26 protein-coding genes are annotated in these 19,740 nt (G+C 66.4%); 6 read left to right on the forward strand and 20 right to left on the reverse strand.

Annotated elements, in window-relative coordinates; translation table 11 throughout:
* Positions 1-132: 132 nt before the first annotated feature.
* The 19 genes from HNQ66_RS19595 to HNQ66_RS19685 form a co-directional block, all read right to left on the reverse strand.
* Entirely contained in the window at positions 133-684 is a 552-nt protein-coding gene (locus HNQ66_RS19595; RefSeq protein ID WP_184145871.1) for a phage tail tape measure protein, read from the reverse strand.
* 3 nt (positions 685-687) lie between these two features.
* Positions 688-909, reverse strand: a complete 222-nt coding sequence (locus HNQ66_RS19600; RefSeq protein ID WP_184145872.1) for a rcc01693 family protein — start codon at positions 907-909, stop codon at positions 688-690.
* A complete protein-coding gene (locus HNQ66_RS19605; protein WP_184145873.1) occupies positions 906-1,250 on the reverse strand; it encodes a gene transfer agent family protein in 345 nt (114 codons plus the stop codon). The genes HNQ66_RS19600 and HNQ66_RS19605 overlap by 4 nt, the downstream gene beginning before the upstream one ends.
* Positions 1,250-1,657, reverse strand: coding sequence for a phage major tail protein, TP901-1 family (locus HNQ66_RS19610; RefSeq protein ID WP_184145874.1), 408 nt, complete (start codon positions 1,655-1,657; stop codon positions 1,250-1,252). The genes HNQ66_RS19605 and HNQ66_RS19610 overlap by 1 nt, the downstream gene beginning before the upstream one ends.
* 29 nt (positions 1,658-1,686) lie before the next feature.
* On the reverse strand, positions 1,687-2,094 hold the full coding sequence (locus HNQ66_RS19615) for a DUF3168 domain-containing protein (RefSeq protein ID WP_184145875.1): 408 nt from the start codon (positions 2,092-2,094) through the stop codon (positions 1,687-1,689).
* Positions 2,091-2,420: a phage head closure protein gene (locus HNQ66_RS19620; RefSeq protein ID WP_184145876.1), complete on the reverse strand. Its 330-nt coding sequence runs from the start codon at positions 2,418-2,420 to the stop codon at positions 2,091-2,093. The genes HNQ66_RS19615 and HNQ66_RS19620 overlap by 4 nt, the downstream gene beginning before the upstream one ends.
* Entirely contained in the window at positions 2,420-2,989 is a 570-nt protein-coding gene (locus tag HNQ66_RS19625) for a head-tail connector protein (RefSeq protein WP_184145877.1), read from the reverse strand. Before HNQ66_RS19625 ends, HNQ66_RS19620 begins: the two co-directional genes overlap by 1 nt.
* Positions 2,990-3,242: 253 nt before the next feature.
* The gene (locus tag HNQ66_RS19630; protein WP_184145878.1) at positions 3,243-4,487 is read right to left on the reverse strand and encodes a phage major capsid protein; all 1,245 of its coding nucleotides are present in this window, start codon (positions 4,485-4,487) and stop codon (positions 3,243-3,245) included.
* A 12-nt stretch (positions 4,488-4,499) separates the two neighbouring features.
* On the reverse strand, positions 4,500-5,057 hold the full coding sequence (locus HNQ66_RS19635; protein ID WP_184145879.1) for an HK97 family phage prohead protease: 558 nt from the start codon (positions 5,055-5,057) through the stop codon (positions 4,500-4,502).
* Between the two features lie 43 nt (positions 5,058-5,100).
* Positions 5,101-5,409 carry a DUF6107 family protein gene (locus tag HNQ66_RS19640; protein WP_184145880.1) on the reverse strand — a complete coding sequence of 103 codons (309 nt, stop codon included), beginning with the start codon at positions 5,407-5,409 and terminating at the stop codon, positions 5,101-5,103.
* A 542-nt stretch (positions 5,410-5,951) separates the two neighbouring features.
* Positions 5,952-7,085 carry a phage portal protein gene (locus HNQ66_RS19645; RefSeq protein ID WP_184145881.1) on the reverse strand — a complete coding sequence of 378 codons (1,134 nt, stop codon included), beginning with the start codon at positions 7,083-7,085 and terminating at the stop codon, positions 5,952-5,954.
* A 206-nt stretch (positions 7,086-7,291) separates the two neighbouring features.
* Positions 7,292-7,903, reverse strand: coding sequence for a glycoside hydrolase family 19 protein (locus HNQ66_RS19650; RefSeq protein ID WP_184145882.1), 612 nt, complete (start codon positions 7,901-7,903; stop codon positions 7,292-7,294).
* 2 nt (positions 7,904-7,905) lie between these two features.
* The gene (locus tag HNQ66_RS19655) at positions 7,906-9,108 is read right to left on the reverse strand and encodes a DNA-packaging protein (RefSeq protein ID WP_380780583.1); all 1,203 of its coding nucleotides are present in this window, start codon (positions 9,106-9,108) and stop codon (positions 7,906-7,908) included.
* Positions 9,109-9,505: 397 nt separating this feature from the next.
* Entirely contained in the window at positions 9,506-10,042 is a 537-nt protein-coding gene (locus HNQ66_RS19660; RefSeq protein ID WP_184145883.1) for a hypothetical protein, read from the reverse strand.
* 315 nt (positions 10,043-10,357) lie between these two features.
* The gene (locus HNQ66_RS19665) at positions 10,358-11,119 is read right to left on the reverse strand and encodes a hypothetical protein (protein WP_184145884.1); all 762 of its coding nucleotides are present in this window, start codon (positions 11,117-11,119) and stop codon (positions 10,358-10,360) included.
* A 418-nt stretch (positions 11,120-11,537) separates the two neighbouring features.
* Complete coding sequence (locus tag HNQ66_RS19670; protein WP_184145885.1) at positions 11,538-12,521, reverse strand: IS1595 family transposase; 984 nt, start codon at positions 12,519-12,521, stop codon at positions 11,538-11,540.
* Between the two features lie 81 nt (positions 12,522-12,602).
* Positions 12,603-12,923 carry a BrnA antitoxin family protein gene (locus tag HNQ66_RS19675; RefSeq protein WP_184145886.1) on the reverse strand — a complete coding sequence of 107 codons (321 nt, stop codon included), beginning with the start codon at positions 12,921-12,923 and terminating at the stop codon, positions 12,603-12,605.
* Positions 12,895-13,164 (reverse strand): BrnT family toxin, encoded by a 270-nt coding sequence (locus HNQ66_RS19680; RefSeq protein WP_184145887.1) that lies wholly within the window; start codon positions 13,162-13,164, stop codon positions 12,895-12,897. Before HNQ66_RS19680 ends, HNQ66_RS19675 begins: the two co-directional genes overlap by 29 nt.
* Before the next feature lie 52 nt (positions 13,165-13,216).
* Positions 13,217-13,702, reverse strand: coding sequence for a YcgN family cysteine cluster protein (locus HNQ66_RS19685; RefSeq protein ID WP_184145888.1), 486 nt, complete (start codon positions 13,700-13,702; stop codon positions 13,217-13,219).
* Positions 13,703-13,887: 185 nt separating this feature from the next.
* On the opposite strand from HNQ66_RS19685, the gene HNQ66_RS19690 reads away from it, so the two are divergent.
* From HNQ66_RS19690 to HNQ66_RS19700, 3 genes are read left to right on the forward strand one after another with little or no spacing between them, the layout of a single operon-like run.
* Positions 13,888-16,068 carry a PBP1A family penicillin-binding protein gene (locus HNQ66_RS19690; RefSeq protein WP_184145889.1) on the forward strand — a complete coding sequence of 727 codons (2,181 nt, stop codon included), beginning with the start codon at positions 13,888-13,890 and terminating at the stop codon, positions 16,066-16,068.
* A gap of 29 nt (positions 16,069-16,097) precedes the next feature.
* The gene (locus tag HNQ66_RS19695) at positions 16,098-16,691 is read left to right on the forward strand and encodes a DUF1214 domain-containing protein (protein ID WP_184145890.1); all 594 of its coding nucleotides are present in this window, start codon (positions 16,098-16,100) and stop codon (positions 16,689-16,691) included.
* Positions 16,684-17,235, forward strand: coding sequence for a DUF1254 domain-containing protein (locus HNQ66_RS19700; RefSeq protein WP_184145891.1), 552 nt, complete (start codon positions 16,684-16,686; stop codon positions 17,233-17,235). The genes HNQ66_RS19695 and HNQ66_RS19700 overlap by 8 nt, the downstream gene beginning before the upstream one ends.
* 15 nt (positions 17,236-17,250) lie before the next feature.
* Here the strand turns inward: HNQ66_RS19700 and HNQ66_RS19705 are convergent, their stop codons facing one another.
* Positions 17,251-17,439 carry a hypothetical protein gene (locus HNQ66_RS19705; RefSeq protein ID WP_184145976.1) on the reverse strand — a complete coding sequence of 63 codons (189 nt, stop codon included), beginning with the start codon at positions 17,437-17,439 and terminating at the stop codon, positions 17,251-17,253.
* A 476-nt stretch (positions 17,440-17,915) separates the two neighbouring features.
* On the opposite strand from HNQ66_RS19705, the gene HNQ66_RS19710 reads away from it, so the two are divergent.
* From HNQ66_RS19710 to HNQ66_RS19720, 3 genes are all read left to right on the forward strand, one after another.
* A complete protein-coding gene (locus HNQ66_RS19710; RefSeq protein ID WP_184145892.1) occupies positions 17,916-18,155 on the forward strand; it encodes a ribbon-helix-helix protein, CopG family in 240 nt (79 codons plus the stop codon).
* A complete protein-coding gene (locus HNQ66_RS19715) occupies positions 18,148-18,489 on the forward strand; it encodes a type II toxin-antitoxin system PemK/MazF family toxin (protein WP_184145893.1) in 342 nt (113 codons plus the stop codon). The genes HNQ66_RS19710 and HNQ66_RS19715 overlap by 8 nt, the downstream gene beginning before the upstream one ends.
* A gap of 225 nt (positions 18,490-18,714) precedes the next feature.
* Complete coding sequence (locus HNQ66_RS19720; RefSeq protein ID WP_343059571.1) at positions 18,715-19,659, forward strand: hypothetical protein; 945 nt, start codon at positions 18,715-18,717, stop codon at positions 19,657-19,659.
* Positions 19,660-19,740: the final 81 nt, after the last annotated feature.

A 19,740-nucleotide genomic window follows, 5' to 3' on the forward strand; every position in this document is an offset into this window, starting at 1 on the left:
ACGGGCTTGGTGTCCCAAAGGTGCTGCGGTCTCTCATCCGCCACCGCAATCGGCAATACAGCGCCAATCCCGGGCAAAGGGAAGTTACAAAGGTGCCGGCAGGCGGATGAGGGGCAATCACCACACGGCCCCTCACAAACTCCGCTGCCCACGCCCCACCGCGCGGGTCAGCATGGCGGCGATCTGGCCTTCCGACTTGCGGAAGCTCGCCGCGTCCTGCGCCGTCACGTTGAAGACGATCTGCGCCCCGCCGCCGCTGCCGCCCGCCGCGACGCCCAACGCCCCGTCCGGCCCGCGCTTCAGCGGCAGGATCGCCTCCGCCCCCGCCTCGCCCATCAGGCCGAGCCCGCCGGCGCTGCCGAAATAGGTCGGCGCGGAGACCACCCCGCCCTTGGCAAACGGCGTCACGCCGCCGAGAACGCTGGAAATGCCGGAGGAAAGCAGCCCCTCCAGCGGCTTCAGCCCGGCGGAGAGCGCGATGTCGCTCATGCGCAGCGCAAGCCCGCGCAGCACGCTTTCCAGCCCCTTGCCGTCCACCACCGCGCCCTTCAGCGCGCCGGTCAGCGCATGGCCGAAGGAGCGCGAGCTCGCCTCAAGGTCGTCGAAGACGTCCGAAAGCGCCTCCGCCTCCTCCCGCGCCCCGGCAAGGGCGCCCGGGGAGGTCTCGTCATCGGAATTCGCCATGGTTCACTCCGTCCCGTCGGGAAAGGCCAGCATCAGCGCGGCAAGCGCCGCCCGCCCCGGCACCGCCGGCGAGGGCCGCAGCAGCCCGAGCGCAAAGCCGAGCTCGCGCGGCGTCATCGCCCAGAAATCCTTCGCGGAAAGCCGCATGCGGCAGAGCCCGGCATGAAGCGCCGCCTCCCAGGGGAAGGCCGGCGCCTCATCGGGCGTGCCGGATGCGGCGCTCAAGGGCGCGGCGAAGCCGCCTCCCCGCCCGGCCCGAAGGTCGCGTGCAGCAGTTCGGCGGCGATGCGCGCGAAGCCCGCGAGCCCGTCCGCCACCGCCATGCCCGCCACGTCCTCGTCGGAGAAAAGGTTGCCCGCCCCGCGCAGCCCCGCGCCGATGATGCGGATGAGGTCGTCCGCCCTCAGCCTGCCGGAGGAAAACCTCTCCGCCAGCCCCGTCAGGCTGTCGACCGCGAAAGCCGTCTCCAGCTCGGCGAGCGCGCCGAGCGTCAGGCACAGCACTCTCATTTGTCCGTCGAGATGGGCCTCGATCTCGCCGCGATGGCGGTTCGCCCGCGCGCCCATCACAGCGCCTCGAAGGAGAGAGCCCCGGCCGATTCCAGCGCGATCTCGAAGGCCACCTCGCCGTCATGCGCGCCGGAATATTCGAGCGCGGCGATCTGGAAAGGGCCGGCGACCGTGCCGAAATCCGGGATGACGACCTGCCAGCCGGCAATGGTGCCGGCGAAGAACAGCGAGCGCACCAGCGCGTCGGACGCCTGGTCCTTGAAGATGCCGCTGCCGGAGACGCTGGCGCGCTGCACGCCGGCCCCGCCGAGCAATTCGCGCCAGCGCCCGGCCGATTCCGCATCCGTCACGTCGACGAGCTGGGCATTGAAGGCGAGGCGCTTGGAGCGCAGCCCCGCCGCGGTGACGAAGCCCGCGCCGTTGTCGATCTTGAGCAGGAGGTCCCGCCCCTTCTGTGCCGTCATTGCCAGGGTCCTTTCCTAAAAACCGTGGTTCAGCTTTCCGGTTCCGTCACCGCGCGCAAACGCATTTCCGCCCGGTGGAAGCGAGATTTTTCCGCGCGCCGCAGCCGCGTGTCGCGGTGGAGGAGCAGCACGAGAGAATGTCCGTCGAGAATGAGCGGCGCGTCGTGCAGTGCGTCCCGCACCAGGGCGGCGATCGCCTGCGCCTCGCGGTGCCCGCCCGCGCCGGACCAGACCTCCAGCGTCACGGAATGCGCCTCGCCCGCCTCGCTGGCGGTCGAATGGTCGGTGCTGTCGATGCCGGCGATCACCACCAGCGGCGAAGCCGGTGCGTCGATCCGCCGGTCCGTGATCCCGTTCGCGCCGACGAGGGCCGCCAGCGCCGCGTCGCCCGAAAGCCGGGCGAAGATCGCCTTCTGCAGGGCCGATGCCGCGCTCATGGCTTTGCCTCCTCGCAGTCGCAGACGAGGTAACGCCCCGTCTCGTCCGGGTCGCGAAAGGTAAGAACTGTGAAAATCCGCGCGCCCTTGCGAAAGCGCATGCCGCCCGCAAGGTCGGCGCGATGGCGCAGCCAGATGCGGTGCGTCACCGTCACCGGCAGCGTTCCCGCCACCTCTGCGGCACGCGCCGAAACCGGCTCGATGCGTCCCCAGACCGTCGCGAGCGCGGCAAAGCTCCGCTCCACCCCGCCCTGCCCGTCCGGCGTCTCCTCCGGCCGCTCCAGCACCAGCCGCGCGGCAAGCGCGCCGGGATCGATCACCCGCATCACAGCCTCCGCATCCGGTAGGGTGCGACCAGCCGGTCGTAGCCGGCGGGCACCGCCCCCGGCTGGTCGCCGGGCGCGACCGCGCCGCGCAGCTCGAACATGGCAGCGACATGCAGCAGCAGCGCCCGTTTCAGCATGTCCGGCACCTCCGCGCCCGTCTCGCCGAAACCGGCGGTGAAATCGATCTCGACGCCGTTCAGCGCCCGTTCGGTCGCAGGCTTTTCCGCAAGGACCAGCCGGGCCGGCCGCGCCGCCCCGTCGAGCACATGGCCGCTGGCATCCACCTCGACCGGCGCGCCCTCGGCGTCGTAAACCGTCACCAGATCAATGGTTTGCACCGGCCCTCTTACGATCTGAATCACCCGCCCCTCCGGCCAGTCGTCGAGATAGAGGCGCAGCGGCCGCGCAATGAGGCAGAGCCCCGTCGTGGCCTCCAGGTACTCGCGCGCGGCGCGGATAAGCGCTGAGACCAGCGCATCCTCCTCGTCCGTATCGAGGCGCAGATGCGCCTTCGCCTCGGCAAGCGTGATCGGCTCCGCCGCGGGCGGCAACAGTTCGGCAATGGTCATGATCGGCCTTTTCGCTGAAGAAGGGATGCGGGCGCGGCCGGGAGGCAAACCGCGCCCGCGGCACCGGCCGCAGGGAGCCGCCGGTGCGTAGGGGAATCCGAAGGAGGAAAACAGAGCCGCGCAGTCCCTTCGCCCCGCTTGCGGGGAGAAGATGCCGGCAGGCGGATGAGGGGCAACCGGCACGGCCGACGCCGCAGGATAACCCCTCACCCCGGCCCTCTCCCCGCAAGCGGGGAGAGGGAGAAGATCGGCATCAGCTCGCGGCGAACTTCACCAGCTTGATCGCCTCGAAATTCTGCACCCCGCCGCCGACGCGCTTGGTGGTGTAGAACAGCACATAGGGCTTGGCGGAATAGGGATCGCGCAGCACGCGCACGCCCGTGCGGTCGACGACGAGATAGCCGGCGCGAAAATCGCCGAAGGCGATGGAGAAGCTGTCGGCGGCGATGTCCGGCATGTCCTCCGCCTCCGCGATGGCAAAGCCCATCAGCGAGGCGGCCTGCCCGGCGGCAGCCGGCGGGCGCCAGAGATAGTTGCCGTCCGCATCCTTGAACTTGCGGATCGCTCCTTGCGTCTTGCGGTTCATCACGAAGGTGGCGTTCTGCCGGTGCCCGGCCTTCAGCGCGTAGATCGTGTCGATCAGCGCGTCGGAGGGGTTGGAGGCCTTGAAGCCGCCCGCCGCGCCGGTGGCGACATAGCCGAGATTGCCCCAGCTCCAGCTCGCATCGGCGACGGCCGTGTAGCTGAGGAAGCCCGCCGGCTTGTTGGTGCCGTCGCCGGAGACGAAGGCAGTCCCCTCCTGCTCGGCGAAGACCATGTCGACCTCCGAGGCGATCCAGCTTTCCACGTCCACCGCCGCGTCGTCGAGCAGCGCCGGCGTCGCCGCCGGCATGGCGTAGAGCTCCATGGTCGGGAAGGAGAGTTCGGCAAGCTGAGCATTGCCGGTCTGCGGGCGGGATGCCGTCTCCGCCACCCAGCCGGCAGCCATGCCGGAGGTCGCGAAGGGCTTCTTCAGCACCGCGCCGGAGACCTGGCGCACGGTCGCCAGCGCACGGATCGGCGAGGCGGCGGAAAGCCTGCGGCCGATATCGGTATCCGTCCCGGGCGGCACGAGATAGCCGCCGTCCGCCGCCGATCCGACGGACATCGCCTTCTCCTCCAGCGCCCGCAGCGCGCTGTCGTCGCCGCGGCGCATATAGGCGGAGAAGGCCGCCTTGTGCTCGGCCGTCTCGAAGCTCGTCTCGCCGCCGAGTGCCGGGCGCGCCCTCTTCAGCGCGAGCTGGTCGAGCGCGCGCTTGTGCTCGTCCATGGCGCGGTTGATGCGGTCCACCTTCTCGCGCGTCACGACGTCGGCCGTCAGCTTCTGCTCGATCTCGCCGAGCCGCCGGTCGTTCGTCTCCTTGAAGGCCTCGAAGGCCTCCATGAAATCGTCGAAGGCGGCGGTCATGGTTTCCGGCACGGCCTTGGTCTCCGGCGCGGTCTTCTGCAAATCGCTCATGCGTTCTCTCCGTTAGCGTTTCATCATCCGGGCCGCCCGGCGCATGGTGCGCACGAGCTCCGTTTCCCTGTCGCGGAACCACCGCGCATTCTTCACGTTCGACACCCGCGCCGAAGGCAGCATCGGGAAGGTGACGATCGAGATCTCCCAGAGGTCGGCCTCGAGAATCCGGCGCACGCCGCTTGCCCGCTCCGTCCGCGAACGCACCGTCTGGAAGCCGATGGAAAGCCCGTCGAGCGCGCCGGATTTCATGAGGCTCAGCACCTCGCGCGCCCGCGCCACGCCCGGCGACAGCACGCCCTCGACATAGAGCCCGCGCGCATCCTCGCGGATCGTCCGCCAGCGCCCGATGGGCTCGGCCGGATCGTGCTGGAAGAGCATGCGCACGCCGGAGGGTCCGCGCTTTTCCAGCGAGCGCACGAAGGCCCCGGGCGCAATCGCGTCCTTGCCGAGGTCCACCTCGCCGAAGAGGCTCGCATAGCCGGAAAACACCCCGTCGCCGGAAACGCCCGCAAGCGTCAGATCGGCATATTTCTTCGTCCGCCAGACCGGCAGGTCGTCGGTTGTCATTGGTCTCTCCGATGATGTGATTGAAAGCGCGCGGAAGCGGCTGCTATTCCCGCAGCCGTTCGGCAAGCCGCGCCAGCACGCCGAGCCCCCACCAGGCCGAAAGGCTCGCCGCCGCCGATCCCGCCAGCAGCATTTCCGAGGGCCCGAGATAGGCGGCGATGCCGAGCCTGACGCCGATCCACAGCCCCGCCGGCCCGCCGAAGACGAGCCCGCAGGCCAGCCCCGTGAAGAACCGGCACCCCGCCTCGCGGCGCGTCTTGGGCAGAAGATAGATGAGCGAGACCGCCGCCCCCGCGGACGCCCCGATGAACCGGGCCGTCCAAAGCCCGCCGTCATTGCCGAAGTCAGCCATTGTTAAGCCTTTCGGATTATTATGAAAAACAGCAAGAAGCGGCCGCACGGACCGCAAACCTGCCCCCTCACGCGGAGTCGGGCAGCGAAAATTCACGAGTCTTCCGAATCCCTTGCGAAGATTTCCTCGAATTTCGATTCAACGCGTTCAGGCGAAGAGTCCGCGGGACGGCAAAGTGATTCAGGTGGCAGAGCCAATCGCCTGATTTCCTACAGAAATCGCCCCTCACCCTAACCCTCTCCCCGCAAGCGGGGGGAGAGGGGACCTGCCCCACCAAAGTTCATTGTTTGAGGAAACCAGCCCGGCATACCCCTTCGCCCCGCCTGGAGAAGGTCGCGGCAGCGGGATGAGGGGCAGCGCCCCAACGACACCCCCCTCTGCCCTGCCGGGCATCTCCCCCACAAGGAGGGAGATTGGATGGAGAGCTGGCTTCCTTCCCATCAAAAGAGGAACAAAGAGCAGGCGTCTTGCCAATCTCCCCCCTTGTGGGGGAGATGCCCGGCAGGGCAGAGGGGGGTGAAAGCCACACCCGCCCCACTCCCTCAATACCCCACCGCCCGCCGCTTTTCCTCGTCCGTCAAAAACCCCGCCGCCGCCACCCGCGTCCAGAGCTCCGAGCGCTCGGCGACAAGCCCGCTCACCTGGTCGAGGTCCGGCACCAGCCGCAGCCCCGCGCCCTCCCCGTCCAGCCATGCCGCGAAAGACGCCGCCGTGCGCTGCACCAGCGGCAGCACCGTCAGCCGCCAGAACGCCCGGTTGGCCTCCTGGTAATTGGCATAGGTCGCGTCCCCCGGAATGCCGATCAGCATGGGCGGCACGCCGAAAGCGAGCGCGATGTCGCGCGCCGCGCCGTTCTTCGCTTCCACGAAATCCATCTCGCGGGGCGAAAGCCCCATCGCCTTCCAGTCGAGCCCGCCTTCCAGCAGCATCGGTCTTCCGGCACGCGCGGCGCCCGAATAGCCCTCCTCCAGCTCGCCCTTCAGCCGGTCGTACTGGTCGGGCGAAAGGTTACCGCCCTCCTTCGGCTGGTAGACCAGCGCGCCGGAAGGCCGCGCCGAATTGTCGAGCAGCGCCTTGTTCCAGACGGCCGCGGCATTGGAGAGGTCGAGCGCCATGGAGGCCGCCTCCAGCGGCGCGAAGCCCATCTGGTCGTCGAGCGGATGGAAGAGCCGCAGATGCAGGATCGCCTCCCCCTCGCCCGCCGCATGCCGGCGCACATTCGTGCCCGTGCGGTATTCATAGGCGACCGGCCACCCGTCCCGCCCCTCGACGATCTGCACCCGGTCGGGCCGCAGGAGGTGCAGCTCGCGGAGCTCCCCACCGAGCCGCACGCCCTCGACGAAGGCGTTGCCGGAAAGAAGCAGGTGCCCGTAGAGCGTCTCGAAGAAATCCGTGCCCGCCATGCGCCCGTTCGGGCGGGCAAGCAGTGCAAGGCGCGGATCCTCCGGCCGCTCCGCCTCGCCCTCATAGGCAAGCCAGGGCACCGAGGCCGCCGCCTCCGCGATCATCCGCACCGCCCGGTGCGCGACCGGGTTCTTCATGAACCCCTCGCGCGACAGCGAGGCATAGGACCGGCTCGACCAGTGCGCCCGCCCCTCGCCCGTCAGCGTGAAGAAGCCCGACGCTTTGGTCTCCGCCGCCCTGCGGCGGCGCGTGAGGAAGGAAGGTAGCTTCATGATAGTCCTCGATCGTGTGAATTGATTGAAGCGTCGTGCCGGGTGGGTGGATCCTCGGGTCAAGCCCGAGGATGACGGAGGGGAGGAAAGATCACCCGTCCATCGAGCGGCACGGCATCATGCGGAACCGTTGTGACTATCCGCCATCCTTCTCGTCTTCCGTCATCCTCGGGCTTGACCCGAGGATCCACCAACACGGCACGCCCCTACCCGCCGAGCGCCACAAAAAACGCCCGCCCGTATCCCGCGACCAGCTTCGCCCGGTCCAGCCCGTTGACGATCCGCCGCGCGCCGACCCAGTCGGCCTCGCCTACAAAAAAATGTTCCGCCAGCCGCCGCCCGGTAAAGGCCCCCGCCAGCATTCCGGCGAACAGGATCTCCACCGCCGGCCCCGTCTCCATCGCCAGCTCCGGCCGCGCGACGAGGTCGAGCCCCGTCAGCGCCGCCAGCTTTTCATAATTCCGCCGATGCGTGATCTGCACCAGCCCGCGCCCGAGCCAGCTATGGCCCGTCTCGTCGCGCCGCCAGTAGGGCGCGGAGACCTGCGGCAGGCGCCCCGCCGCAAAGGCCGCGTCGAGCCGCGCGATGGCCGCATCGTCGGTGGCGGCAAAGGTCTCGCGCACCGGCCGCATCCGCCCGCCCGTCTCGTGGTGGGCCGTCGCCAGCATATAGGCGAGGAAGCGCCGGTCGGCCGTCCTCCCGTCCCGCTCGAAGCGGTCGAGGAGCGCCGTCATGCCGGCCACCTGCCCGCGCGACAGACGCCCGCCGTAGAGCGGCCCGCGCACGGCGCCGAAGAAGGCCCTGCGGTCGATGCCCATCGTCAGATCCCCCGCACCCGCGGCTCGCCCAGCCGGTCGAGCACCAGCGCCGTCAGCGCCCAGACGAGCGCGTCGAGCCGGTCCGGCGAGCGGCCGGCGGAAAGCCCGTCCGGGCCGAAATCGCACATCTGGTCCTCCAGCTCGGCGAAGGCGCCGGCATGGGCGACGCGCCCCTGCTCGTAGAGCGCGGCCACCGGCTCGGCGCGCAGGAATTTTCCGCGCGTCGCCCGCACGGTCGAGACCGGCAGGCCCGCGTCCACGCTTTTCAGCATCGCCGTCACCATGTCGCCGCCTTGGTTCACCTCGGCCACAACCCGGTCGGCGTCGAACCGCCGGAAGGCGCGCACCACCGCGCCCGCCCAGCCGGCGGGGCTCGCCCCCGTCACCGAGCAGTCGGCCAGCACCACCGCACGCCCCGCGCCGTCCAGCCCCGCGACGACGATGCCGCAGACGGAAGCAGCGGATGCCGTCGCCGGCGGATCGACCGCCACGACGATGCGCGAGAGCGGCCCCGGCGCCTTCAGGCGGATCGCCTCCAGTCGCGGCCGGCTCCACAGCGCGTCCTCACGGTCGGCGATCAGCTCGCCGTCCAGCTCCTGCCGTCCCAGCCGCGAGCCGCCGTAGCGGTCTGCCATCGCAGCGATAAAGCCGGGCGAAAGATTGCTGGCATTGTCGGAGGTCGCGATGCGCCGCACCGCCGTCCGCGCATCGCCGGCCAGCGCCCGCAAAAGCGGCACCGGCCGCGGCGTCGTCGTCACCAGCACGCGCGGGTCCTCGCCGAGGCGCAGGCCGAATTGCAGCATGTCCCAGGTCTCCTGCGCGTGTTTCCATTTCCCGAGCTCGTCGCACCAGGCGAAGTGAAACTGCGGCCCGCGCAGGCTTTCGGGGTCTTCCGACGAGAAAATCTGTGCGATGGAGCCGTTCGGCCAGACGAGCCGGCGGCGCGAGGCCTCGAATTCCGGCCGCGCCCGCCCGGCGATGCGGCAGATGCCGGAAACGCCGTCGATCATCACCTCGCGCGCATCGCCCAGCGTCTCGGCGACGAGCGCGATGCGCAGCTCCGGTCGCGACAGCGCCAGCGCCTGCACCCATTCCGCCCCCGCCCGCGTCTTGCCCGACCCGCGCCCGCCCATCAAAAGCCACACCCGCCAGTCGCCGGGCGGCGGCATCTGCGCGAGCCGGCGGGTGAAATGCCACCGCCGCAACTGCCGCGCATCACGAAGCCGAGCCGCCGCAACGGAGCCACAAGGAGCATGGGCGGGAAACCCTCGCCCCCCGCCGATCTCCCCCCTTGAGGGGGAGATGCCCGGCAGGGCAGAGGGGGGTATCCCACCCACCTGCCCTCCCGAAAGAACCGCGCCGGCCGCGCCGTCGCCACCCCCCTCTGTCGGCTTCGCCGACATCTCCCCCTCAAGGGGGGAGATCGGGGGCGTCCGTGGCAACGTATCCGGTTCCCTGCCGCGCCGCGAAAGTCCGCCCTCCAGCGCATCCGCCCGTTCCAGCAAATCGGCCCGCCGGCCTTCGATTTTGCTCAAGCCCGCCGCCATCTTGTCCATCTGCTTGTCGAATGCCTTGCGAACCGCCTGCAAGCCCCGCCGCCCCTTACGGTCCGGCGCGCGCACCGGCGGCAGCATCGCCGCCAGCCCCGTCTTCCCGCAGCCACTCTTCCTTCGCCGCATTCAGCCGCTCCTTCACCCGCGCCTCGACGAGCCGGTCGAACTCCTCGGCCAGCGCCGCCTCGTCCTCCGGCAGGCCGGCGGCTGCTTCCGCCTCCACCCGCTCGGCGATCAGCGTGCGCTGCAGGCTGTCGATCTTCTCCAGCGTGCGCACGATCAGCGAGACGGCCTCGATGGCGGCCTTGGCGTCGGTCTGCGCCAGCTTGCGGGCGGCCTCGTCCTCGGCCGCGCCGACATCCCGCTCGGCCAGCGCCTTCTGGCTCTGGAAGCGCTGGAAGCGCTCGCGCAGTTCCTTGGTCATCTCCAGCAGCATGGCCTGCATGTCGAGGAAGGGATCGCAGGGCGCCTCGGCCTTGGTATCGAGCAGCAGCGCCGCCCCGCCCGCAAGGTCCGCCCCGCAACCGCGAAACCCGTCATAATCCGCTTGCGGCTCCACACCGAACAGCGCCAGATCCTCATCCATCGCAAAGCCCCAAACGAAAAAGCGCCCGGACCCAATGGGCCGAGCGCCTGTCAAAACCTATCTCAAAGCTGGCCGCGGGCGGAAACCGCCAACCCCTTCCAGCCTCCGGAAAGCCCGGCGATCCCTTTCGCCCGCACCTTTCCGACTATGCCATAACCCTACCAGACGACCGTGACGCCGTCAAGGACTATTTTCCTAATTATATACTTGACGTACCAAGGTGCAAAATGGATAATGAGTCGCGACAGGCCGGCACTAGCAACGCGGTTGAACTAACGAAGGAAACAGTTGCCTCCGCAGTTGCAACGGAGATCATCAGCTTTTTTGACGGGCATTCCGTAGACGGGTCAGCGCTTCAGAAAACAGACGTAGACTGGATAGTGTCTGGCGTGCTGTCGAGGCTCCGCTTTCATGATCAGGAAAAGCCTCTCTAAGTCGCTCGTCCAAATTCGCGACAGACGGATCTAAGATAAATCCGATCAGATTTATCATCTGGATCGTCTCGTCTAGATCCCTCAGTACGTTGTCGAAATCAGCTTTCCGGTAGACGTAGATTTTGTCGAAGTCATAGCTCATCGCCGCCATACGTCGTTCATGGCGCTCTGCTGCTGCAACGCTCAAATCTTCGTCCGAATTCCAAACCTGCTGATGGTTGCGCCTGTGCTTGAGCATGTATCGTGGGTCAACCAAGACGAGGGCGTCGTCTACTTGGTCGCAACTTCCCCAAAGCCAATGGGCAAATTTGTTTCTAACGTCCATTTGCGTCCTGTACGCAGACGAAATTGCCTCGAACGCCTCAAAGTCTTCCGCCGGCAGTGCAGCTCTAGCCGCTGCTAAAATCATAGACCTCTTGTTGCCGGCATCCATTACCTCGCTGAACATAGCGAACGCAGGTTCTGGGCTGGCATGCAAGAGATGAACGAGTATCATAGCCATACCGTGTTCCATGGCTGACGCTTTGGCTACGGTTTCAGCTATGAGTACGGCGAGCGCTGGCTTTTTCGGGATTTCCTCCGCGTCAATAGCCATGGCCCAAGGCTCACCGGGCTTTATGAACTTGCTAAGAGGTTGAGGCATGCCAAACTCCGAAAAGCAGATTGACGAGAAGAAGGGCGATGAGGTCTTGCGGCGTATGCTGAAAACCACGCCTGGACCGCATGTTAAGCCCCGCGAAAGCAATCGCGGTGTAGAAACGAAACCGAGCGGCACTCCTGCGAAGAAACACCGCCCGGAAGAAGACAGCTAGGCTGGCTTACTTTTTACGGGTTTCCACGATGTGGGTACGGGGATGCCTCACTGCGGTTTTCACCGTTGTGAAGCGCCCCGTAACCGCGCTTCGCCCGATTTTGGTTGCCTTGGACATTCGCTCTCACCTCCTTTCTCGGGCAGTGGCCCGGCTTAAGGCATAACCCTGAGAGGTGTGGCTGAGGCGAATCGACAACCGCAAATAAGCTAGCGCTTTTTACGTTTTCTGAGAATAGCTCGCGCTTTCTGCTTAGGCGTGAGCGGCTTCACCAATCCGCCGATAGGTGAGACGCTTGTCGCGGGCACCAGCCAGAAGCTGTTCGGCGCGTTCGGCATCGGAAATTTTCAGAGCCGCACGGCGGTTATGGCGGAAATCAAATTCTGCGAGGTAGCGGTGAAGATGGGCTTCGCCGCAATGCTGGTAGACGCCGATCATGCCGCGCTTGAATACCGAGAAAACGGCTTCAATCGTGTTTGAGTGAATGACCACGTCGCCTTCACGACGGGCATATTCCTTGGCGGAATGCTTAGTCGTCTTGTGCGTTTCGAACTCTTTGCCGACGACCGTATAGAGACGGCTTTCATCGGTGTAGAGATTGCTATCGCGAGACACGTTGCGAACGAGGACTTCGCGGACGGTATCGCGCGTGGCTTCGTTCAGATGGAACATGCGGGACTTGCCGCCGCGCTCTACGAGGCCGACGACAATGCGCTTGTCGGCGCCGCCAGACTTGCCGCCCTTTGTGGGCTTGGCGATGCGGCCACGAGCGAGTTTGCGGGGCGTCTCGCGCTTGCCGATATAGGTTTCGTCGGCTTCAACGGTCTTGCCACCACCACCGAGCGGGCCGGAGGACTTAACGTCCTCCTTCATCGCCTCGCGGATGCGGTGCGCCATGAACCATGCGGTCTTGTAGGTAACGCCAAGCATGCGGTGTAGCTGATGAGCCGAAATGCCCTTCTTCGATGCGGCCATGAGGTGAGCAGCGAGAACCCACTTGTTCAAGGCGATTTTGGAGCGCTCGAACACGGTGCCAACGGTCACGGTAAAGGGATCACGGCAGGCGTTGCACTTGTAGACGCCGGGGCGGGTAGACTTGCCAGCAAGCTTTGTAATGGCTGTCTGGTCGCAGTTGCCGCAATGAGGGCAGATAGGACCGTTCGGCCAGTGGATAGCCTCCAGATGTTCGCGGGCCTTGTTGGCGTCGTGGTAGATTTCGTGATCGAGTGCGTACATTGGCTATCTCCTTGGATTCTTGTACCAAAGAGCGATGTGGTACGTCAAGTATATAATTAGGACTATTTTCCTATATTTTTATCAGAGGCCCGCCGCCTTGCGCAGATCGTCGTTCATGCGCGCCTGCCAGCCTTTGCCGGTCGCCTTGTAGTGCCTGATGATATCGGGGTCGAGGCGAACCGAGATTTGCTGCTTCGGGTTATCCATTGCCGGGCGTCCGCGCTTGGCCTTCGCGCGATCGATCGCCGCGGCAAGCTCCGGCAATGCCTCGCGGAAGGGCCTTGCCTTGCGAAAATCGTCTTCGGTCCATTCGGGACTGTCCGGATCCTCGGCAATGCCCTTGCGGATATGATCTTCCTCCGCATCGGAAATGTCATGGGGACGTTTTGCGATAGTGCTCATAGAGCCTCCTCTCGTTCCGGCTTGCCGCCCGCATGGAGATCAGCGAAACGGCCTCATGGCCGAGCGTGGCGAAGACGACGACAAGCGTGCCGTCGCGAAAGAAGCCGATCGCCTTCCACCGTCCCGAATGGGCGGGAACGATCAGCGCATCCTCGAAGAAATCCATCTCCAGCACGGCGAAGTCGTGGCCGTGCTTTTCAATATTGCCGAGCCGCTTCACGTCGTCATAGAGGATTTCCATGGATTTCCTGTATCACATTTAATCCTCACATGGAAGATATAGGATGAAAATCCTATTTCCCCTCGCCCACTTCCAGCGGCCAGGTCACGAGGTAATCCTCGTAGTCCTCGATATCGATGCCCTCTTCGCTCACCGTGCGGCCGCGGGCGGAGATGCCGGCCTGGTGCACGGTGTCGGGATCGCCCGAGACGAGCGGGTGCCACCAGTAGAGGTCGTGGCCGTCGCGGATGAGGCGGTAGCCGCAGGTCGGCGGCAGCCAGGAGATCTCCGCGACGCTCTCCACGGTGAGGCGGATGCAGTCCGGCACCGTCGCCTGCCGGTTCTCGTAGTCCTTGCAGCGACAGCTTTCCCCGTCGAGCAGCACGCAGCGGATGGAGGTCCAGGCGATCTCGCCGGTCTCCCAGTCCTCCAGCTTGTTGAGGCAACAGAGCCCGCAGCCGTCGCACAGGCTCTCCCACTCGCCGTCGGTCATCTCGGCAAGCGTCTTGGTCTTCCAGAACGGCAGGTCGTCCGTCTTTGCGGCATCGTTCGTCGTCATGCCCGACCCCTGGACCCCTCGGGCGCAAAGGTCAAGAGCGGCGGGCGGTAACCCTTCCCCGCAAAATCCGTTCTGCTGCCGTCAAAAGCCTGATATCGTACTAGAATAAACCGATGGTGACAGGACGTTAACCGGCAGGCCGTCAGTGTCACGGCGCGAGGGACGAGAAGCAAGAGACCGCGATCGTGGAAGACGACGACCAGGAGAAGACGAAACCGCGCCGCCGCCGGCGGCACATCTTCCTGCGCATCGATTCCTGGATCGATTCGGCGGTGTGGAACGCCGGTTTCCGCGCGGGCGAGATCTGGGAGGAGATCACCATCTTCTCCCGCCGCTTCCATGCCAAGGGCTGGAAGAAGGCGGTGTTCGAGGTCGCCGGCGAGGCGATGAACCTCGGCACCGCCGGCTTCATCCTCCTGCTCGCGCTCGCTCTTCCCGCCTTCGAGGAAACCAAGGGCGACTGGCGCGCCCAGAGCGATTTCGCCGTCACCTTCCTCGATCGCTACGGCAACGAGATCGGCCACCGCGGCATCATCCACGAGGATTCCGTGCCGATCGACGAGTTGCCCGATAGCCTCATCAAGGCGGTGCTGGCGACGGAGGACCGCCGTTTCTTCAGCCATTTCGGCATCGATTTCCTCGGCCTTGCCCGCGCCATGAACGAGAACGCGCGGGCCGGCGGCGTCGTGCAGGGCGGCTCCACGCTCACCCAGCAGCTCGCCAAGAACCTGTTCCTGTCCAACGAGCGCACCATCGAGCGCAAGATCAAGGAAGCCTTCCTCGCCCTCTGGCTGGAGGCGAACCTTTCCAAGAAGGAGATCCTGCGCCTCTATCTCGACCGCGCCTATATGGGCGGCGGCACCTTCGGCGTGGCGGCGGCCGCGCAGTTCTATTTCGGCAAGAACGTGACGGACGTGAACCTTGCCGAATCCGCCATGCTCGCCGGCCTCTTCAAGGCCCCGGCGCGCTACGCCCCGCATGTCAACCTGCCGGCCGCGCGCGCCCGCGCCAACGAGGTTCTGACCAACCTCGTGCAGGGCGGGCTGATGACGGAAGGCCAGGTCATCGCCGCGCGGCGCAACCCCGCCAGCGTCGTCGACCGGGCGGAAAAGACCGCGCCCGACTTCTTCCTCGACTGGGCCTTCGACGAGGTGCAGCGCATCGCCAAGCCCTTCCACCAGCATTCGCTCATCGTGCGCACCACCATCGACATGGGCCTGCAGGCCGCCGCCGAGGAGGCCATCGAGACCGGCCTTCGCCAGTACGGCGAGAGCTACCGCGTCAAGCAGGGCGCGCTGGTGATGATGGAGAACGGCGGGGCCGTGCGCGCCATGGTCGGCGGACGCGATTACGGCGAGAGCCAGTTCAACCGCGCCACGCGCGCGCTTCGCCAGCCGGGCTCCTCCTTCAAGGCCTATACCTATGCCGCCGCGATGGAGGCCGGCATGAAGCCCGAGACCACCATCGTCGACGCGCCGATCAGTTGGGGCGGCTGGTCGCCGCAGAACTACGGCCGCAGCTATGCCGGCCGCATCACGCTGATGACGGCGATGGCGAAATCGATCAACACCGTGCCGGTGCGCCTTGCCAAGGAGAAGCTCGGCACCAAGCCCATCGCCGCGCTCGCGAAAGCCATGGGCGTCGAAACGCCGATCCGCACCGACAAGACCATGCCGCTCGGCACCTCGGAGGTGACGGTGCTCGACCAGGCGACGGCCTACGGCGTCTTCCCGGCGGACGGCTTGCAGTCGCGCCGCCACGGCATCAGCCAGATCATCGACTACGACGGCGACATCCTCTACGATTTTTCCCGCGACGAGCCGCCGGCAAAGCGGGTCCTCTCCGAGGAGGCGACCTCGTCGATGAACCACATCTTCGTCACCATCCCCGTGAACGGCACGGCGCGGCGCGGCGCGCTCGACCACGGCATCGTCTCGGGCGGCAAGACGGGCACGACGCAGGCCTACCGCGACGCCTGGTATGTCGGCTTCACCGGCAACTACACGACCGCCGTCTGGTACGGCAACGACGACTACACCTCGACCAACAACATGACCGGCGGGTCTCTCCCCGCCATGACCTTCAAGCGCCTGATGGACTATGCCCACCAGGGCATCGAGCTTCGCCCCATCCCCGGCATCGAGAACCCGCTGCCCGACGGATCGAAGGCCAAGGAGGTCGCCAGGGCGACCGACGAGAACGCCCTGCCGGCGCTCGTGCGCCCGCGCTCGCTCTCGTCCGACGTCACGAAGCTGCTGAAGGATATCGCCCGCCATTTCCAGGAGGCGGCGCCCCTCAAGGCCGATGGCCGCGTGGCCGCGCTCGACGGGGCGCTTGACCTTGCTCCGGCGAACCGGACAGAGTGACGCAACGCTGATTCCAACGGTCGACCGCCTTGTTCCGAACCCCTCTCGTCATCGCCACCGCGCTCGCCGTCGCCTTCGGCCTCGGCATCCTGAGCTCGATCTATGCGCTGAGGGCGACGGTCGGCTTCGGCGCCATCGCGCTCGGGCCGTGGACGGCCTTTCCCGCCGCCCAGACGGTGGATGCGGACCCTTACGCCAAGGCCCACCGCGCGCGTGACGGCAAGCTCCTGCTCGGCGGGGCCGAGGGCCTTGCCTTCACCGCCGCCAGCGACAGCGAGGGCCGCACGCTGGTGGAAAACTGCCGCTACAGCATTTCCGGCATCACGCCGCCCGCGCGCCTGTGGACGCTGCATGCGGCAGACCGCAGCGGCAATCCGCTCGGCGGCATCCGCAAGGGGCTTCCTTCCGGCCTCAACGCCTGGTCCGTGCTGCGCGCGGCCGACAGCAGCTTTACCATCCGCATCTCCGCCGCCGCGTCTGCGGGCAACTGGCTGGCGGTGCCGGAGGGCAAGGCGCCCTTCCTCCTCGTCATGACCCTCCTCGACACGCCGACCGCCGGCAGCTCCGGCGTTATCGACCTTGCCATGCCCGGCATCGAGCGGCTGGATTGCGCCGATGCGTAGCTTCCTCTACGCCATCGCGATCGGCCTCATCGGCGCGGCGCTCCTGCACATCGTCATCATCCTCTCGCTGCCGAGCTTCACCGGACGCGACGCCTATACGCGCGTTTCCAGCCTCGGCGAGGCGAACCGCTTCTTTGCGCTCGGTAATACCGGCGATACGCTCGCCCCCGTCAACGACGATCCGGCGATGAAGACCGCCGTATGCACCTTCTCCGTGGAAGACGGCCCCGTGCGCCTCTTTGCCGAGGGCGACGTGCCCTTCTGGTCGCTCGCCGTCTACGACAGCGCCTCCAACGAGGTCTTCAGCATGAACGACCGCACCTCCGTCACCGGCGCGCTCGATACGCTGGTGGCGACGCCCATCCAGCTCATCGCCATCCGCAAGCAGGTGCCGCAGGAGCTGGAACAGTCGATCCTCGTGGAAATGCGGGGGGATGAGGGCTATGCGGTGCTGCGCACCTTCGTGCCGACGGAAAGCCGGCTGCCGGCCGCGACAGCGTTCCTCGCCAATGCCGGCTGCGAGCCCTTCGCGCCGGATCAGTGACAAAAGCGTCGCCCGTCAGGGCCGGCGGGCGGTGTCCGGCGCGCCGTGCTTTGCCGCCTTGCCGCGCGAGGCGAGCATGGCGGGGGTCAGGCGCTCGTAGCGCACGCCCGTGAAAAGAAGGATCCGGGCCGGGCTTTCCGGCCGTGCCGTCCCGCGCCGCGGCATCCGCTCGCGCCATTCCGTCAATCGTACCACGTCTGCCATTCTCGCCTCCAAAAGAAGAATCGAGACGGATGAAGCACCTTTACAATCTCACCCTGCCCGTCTCAACGGGCCGGTGCATCCGGTTCCGTCCACCGGATGCGGCATCGGGTATCCTCGTCAACCCTGCCGCATACGGGCGGAAACGGCGATACGGGACCAGAAGTTTCCCTTTCACGGGAATGTGTCTGGTGACCGCCCGGCATCCGGAACATCGCACCTTTCCCCTGCGAGGCGACGGCGCCCGAAAGCGAACCGCCGCGTCCATGGTGGAATCATAACACGTCCGTCGCAACAGACGAGCCGATCCATGTCCCTAAAACTAGCGACCACCGGGTTAACAGGCTGTTAATCTAACCCGAGAGTGCGAAACGGGCCGTTTCCTGCGGAACAGGCGAGCGCACCGCCGGCCCCCGTCCCAGACTTGCTACGCTATCGGAAAGGCGTAATATATTTTGTATTACACAATGGAGGCGCGGATGGCATCGCTCATGAATTTCCGGGTCGATGACGACCTGAAGGATCGTTTCACCCAAGCGGCCGAAACAAGGCAGCAGACGCAAAGCGAGGCCATGCGGGAAGCGCTGCTGCTCTATGTCAAGCGGGTACGAAACGAGCAATTGCGCGATGCCGCTGAACGCATCCGGCGCCACCGCGAGGATGAAGAGGACATCATGCGCTGGATCGAGGCTCATGGCGTAGGGATCGCGGATGATTGAGCGCGGCGCGATATACAGGATGACCGAGCGGGGCGCCTACACGGGCAAGCCCCGTCCGGTGGTCATCATGCAGAACCCCAATATTCGAATGGACAGCATCATCGTGGTTCCGCTGACCTCGAACGACTCGCATGGTGCGCCGATCAGGATCGGGATCGACCCGAACGCAGAAAACGGCCTCAGGCGGCATTCATTTGCGATGTGCGACAAGGTGCAGGCGATCCGCAGGGACAGCCTCGTCGAGCCTCCGGTCGGCAAGTTGTCCGATGCCCTGCTCAGGCAGATACGGGACACGGTCTATGACCTGATCGACGAAGGTGTCGCACTGGATTGAATCCGCACATCCCCGGTGAACCCTTTACCCGCCGTTAATCATAAACGCCCTAAGATCGAAACCGGCGGCATGCAATGTGCCGACGCATCGAAATTTAGAGAAAACCCTTTGTTCCAAGGCACTTGCAAAGAGTGCGCGGCACAACGACAGACAAGCGTTTCCTCTGATTTTCATGAATGACAACAGGATCGCCAAGGGGCCGGCGGTCGGGACGACAGGTGTTTCGTGGCGGACAGGTTTCGCGAACTGGAGAGACCGCAAGCCGGGCGGCCGAAGGACATCGTGCTGATGGCCACGGTCTCCAGCTTCGAGAGCCTGCGTTTTCCAAGGAAATCCGACCTCTACCAGTTCGGCGAGCTCTTCGAGCCGCTCTATGCTGCTTCCAGCGACGAGGCGCGCCGGCAGGCCGTCGCCGCGCTCTCGCGGTGCCCGCAGGTGCCGGAGGAGACGGCCTTCTTCATCGCCTGCCAGCCGATCGATATCGCCGCCATCTTCCTCATGGGCTCGAAAGCCATCGCCGACCGGACGCTGCTGCGCGTCCTGCGCGCGGCCGGACCCGACCACGCCCGCGCCATCGGCCGGCGAGAGGATCTTTCCCCCGTCGTCGTCGAGGCGCTGGTCGGCACGCATCAGGATCAGGCGAGCCGCCGCACCGGCGAGGAGCGCGAGGCCGCCATGCGGGAAGCCGCACGGCTGGAGCGGGAAGAGGCGATCCGCGACGAATTGCGCGCCCTCGTGCGCGCCGCAACGCCCCCGGTGGAGGCACCCGTCCGCCTGGAACCGGCGACGCCGACCCATCAGGCCCTCCTCGTGCGCTTCGCGCGCACCGGCGAGGTCGGCATGATCGCCGTCACGCTCGCCGACGCCCTCGCCTCCAGCCAATGGCTGTCCGAGCGCATCCTTCTCGATGTCTCGGGGCGGCAGCTTGCCGAGACGCTGCTGGCGCTCGCCATGCCGGAGGCCGACGGCCGCTTCCTGCTGGAATGCATCTATCCGCACCTTGCCGGCGGCGGCGCGGAGGCGCTGCTTGCGGAGCTCGACGCCGAAGACGCGATCCGCCGCGTCGAAAGCTGGCAGCGCGCCGACAGCTATACCAGCGGCGCGCCGAAGGCTGCCAATGGCGAGGAAACCGCGGCGCCGGGCGAGACCCGCCGCGCCGCCGCCGGCTGATCCGTCATCAGAGAACCTTCCGCTCCGCACGAAGCGCGGCCAGCATGGTCGCGACGAACATTCCCGAAATCAGCAGTGCAA

The sequence above is a fragment of the Shinella fusca genome, from assembly GCF_014203155.1.
Taxonomy (GTDB): domain Bacteria; phylum Pseudomonadota; class Alphaproteobacteria; order Rhizobiales; family Rhizobiaceae; genus Shinella; species Shinella fusca.